This is a genomic window from Aquabacterium sp., from assembly GCF_041915145.1.
In the GTDB taxonomy this organism is placed as follows: Bacteria; Pseudomonadota; Gammaproteobacteria; order Burkholderiales; family Burkholderiaceae_C; genus Aquabacterium.
The window spans coordinates 1-2,470 of sequence record NZ_JAYSBZ010000161.1 but is presented as its reverse complement, the minus strand read 5'-3'; the positions used below and the strand labels follow the sequence as shown (position 1 = coordinate 2,470).

The following is a 2,470-nucleotide window of genomic DNA, read 5'->3' as shown; positions in this document are numbered from 1 at the left end:
GGCTCGGGCTTGGGCTCGGGTGATCAGGCCGCCAGGGGCAGGGCGGACGATGCGGCTTCGGGGCTCTCGGCGGGCGCGGGTTGCAGCACCACGGCGCCGCGTGCCAGCGGCGCGCTCACGGTGGCGGCCACCACGGCCTGTTGCTCGGTGGCGGCGCGCTGCGCGGCCAGCGCCACGCACAAGGCGGCCTGCGCGATGCCGCAGTCCCCCAGGGCCACGCCGAGCGCCGCCACGTCTTGCGCGGCGTCGAGGTGGCCGATGTGCTGCAGCATCGCGCCGTACCACTCGGTGGTGCGGCTGGGGCGCAGGTCGGTGTCGCACACGGCGGCCTGCACGGCATCGGACGGCACGGCGCTGGCTTGCAGCGCGTCGCCCAAGGTGTCGCGCGCCACCTCGGGGCCGACGCGGCCGGCGTCGTCGGCCGACTTGCTGCGCACGCGCTGCGCCCAGCGGTGCAGCGTGGCGGGCGGGTGGTCGAGCTCGAACGCGGCGTGCGCGCTGGGCGCGGGCCAGTCGGGGGTGGCCAGCAGCAGGCCCACGGCGGCTTCGCCTAGCGTGGCGCCTTTGGGCTGTTGGCCGCTCATCAGCAGACCTTGGCGTGCCAGGCGCGCGGCGGTGGCTTCGTCGATCAACGAGTCGGCCACCAGCAGCACCAGCAGGCCCGCACGCTGATCGCGTTGCCATTGCACCAGTTGCAGGTCGGCCCAGGCCAACACGTCGGCGCCGCTGAGAGCGGTCTGCACCACCAGACGATGCTGGCGCGGGTCGAAGACTTCCAGCGCGCCGAGCTGCGGCGCCAGCCACGCGCGGGCCAGCGCTCGTTGCGGCGGCTCGGTGTCGTCGTCGTCGTGCGCTTCGTCGAGAGGGGGCAAGCACATCGCCACGGTAAGGGCTGGCGCGGCGGGCAGGTTGGCGCGAGCATCGGCCCACACGGCCAAGCCGGTGTCGAGCCAATCGGCGCAGGGGCTCAGCAGGCTCAGGCTGCGCAGCAAGCGCGGCGAGGGCTCGGTGGGTTGCGTGCCGTTATGGGGTGGGGGGAGCTCGGCAAGCGCGGCACGCGGGCTGTCCACGTCGAGGTCGTCAAGGCGTGTGGTGAACAGCGGGTGGCCGTCGTCATCGAGCAGCTCGGCATCGGGGCGGGGGCGCACCTCGCTGTCGCGCACGGCCGTCCAGACCGCCGCAGCGTCGTCGCCCGCCGCCGTGTGCACCCATTGCGCCAGCACGCGAGCTGACCAGCGGCGCTCGTCGGCGGCAGCATTGGCTGCCTCCGAGGCGCCTGCAGCCGCAGCGGTCGCCGAGGCTGCCGACGCCTGCGCCGCCACCTTCTCGCCCGAGCGTCGCCAGGCCCAGCGCAGCATGAAAAAGCCCAGCACCACCACCACGGGCAGCGCCAACAGATACAGCACCACATCGGCCTGCGTGATGGCGCGATGCGTGCGACTCCAGTAGACGATCGTGGCCGCCCACACGATGGCGGTGAGCAGCGCGATCCAGGCCAGGCTTTTGGCGAGGGATTTCATGACGGGGCTCCTGCGGTCAGCAACGTGAGTCTCGTCACAACGGTGGCGTTGATCGCAAGCGGAGCGGAACGTGCGGGGTTCATGAACAGAATCGAGTTCACGCCTTGGGCAACCCGGCCACGTAGAGGCACCCGATGGTGATCAGCGGCAGGATCAGCAAGGAGCCGGTCACCACAACGCGGACGAAGCGTGACCCGTTCAGCGAGCGAATGTGCAAGAACACGACGCTCAGGATCTGTGCCAGCGACACCCAGAGAAGGACTGCGCCGGCCGGGGAATCGACGAACAGCGCCAAGTGCTGGATCGATTCGGGGAAGTCGAGAAATCTCATGAGTTGAACCCCATGAAGTTCCACCTGTAGAGCATGAAGAGCTTTAGAAAGTCGTCATGTCGAGTGCCCACAGTCTTGTTCTCATAGCGCCAGCGGTCTTTGTCCACCTTGGTGTACTCGCCGATTTCAATCGGCTGGCCGGTATAGGTGCCGTCCTGTGGGTCGGCCGGGTTTTTCAAGACAGCCCGATACGCGAGAGACAAGACGTTGCCAATGCCGGAGTTGCCTTGATATATCGATAGGCGATCGGCTTGATGCATGACCACCACTTGAATGTGATGAGCGGAGTTGTTCCGGTCACGTGCTTGGGCAAGAACGTCGCCGGCATGCAGCTCGTCTGCACTCGATACGGCAACGGTATTGACGCCGACTCGCTGCATGTCTGGCGCGCCGTAACTCAGCATCACCATTTCTGTAAAGCCGTAGAGACTCGACCCGTATCGTTCATGCTCGCCCGGACGAAGCGGCTCTTCGTTTCGATACGTCCGCACTCCGGTGGTCAGCTTCACGGGCAGACCGTGTTGACAGGCGTACTCGCACAACAGGCGGATGGCGAAGTCTTCGCAGGTGAAGCGGTTGTGCTTGATGTCGCCGTTTTTGTTCCAGTACTGCTCGGTGC

At 67.5% G+C, this 2,470-nt stretch carries 3 protein-coding genes; all 3 read right to left on the bottom strand.

The features are described 5' to 3' along the window. Positions 1 to 23: 23 nt before the first annotated feature. A complete protein-coding gene (locus tag ACE3SS_RS15520; RefSeq protein WP_374595495.1) occupies positions 24 to 1,520 on the bottom strand; it encodes a hypothetical protein in 1,497 nt (498 codons plus the stop codon). A gap of 97 nt (positions 1,521 to 1,617) precedes the next feature. After that, positions 1,618 to 1,851, bottom strand: coding sequence for a hypothetical protein (locus ACE3SS_RS15515; protein WP_374595493.1), 234 nt, complete (start codon positions 1,849 to 1,851; stop codon positions 1,618 to 1,620). Next, positions 1,848 to 2,470: hypothetical protein (locus ACE3SS_RS15510; RefSeq protein WP_374595491.1), on the bottom strand; the 623-nt coding region annotated here is incomplete at its 5' end. The genes ACE3SS_RS15510 and ACE3SS_RS15515, both read right to left, overlap by 4 nt.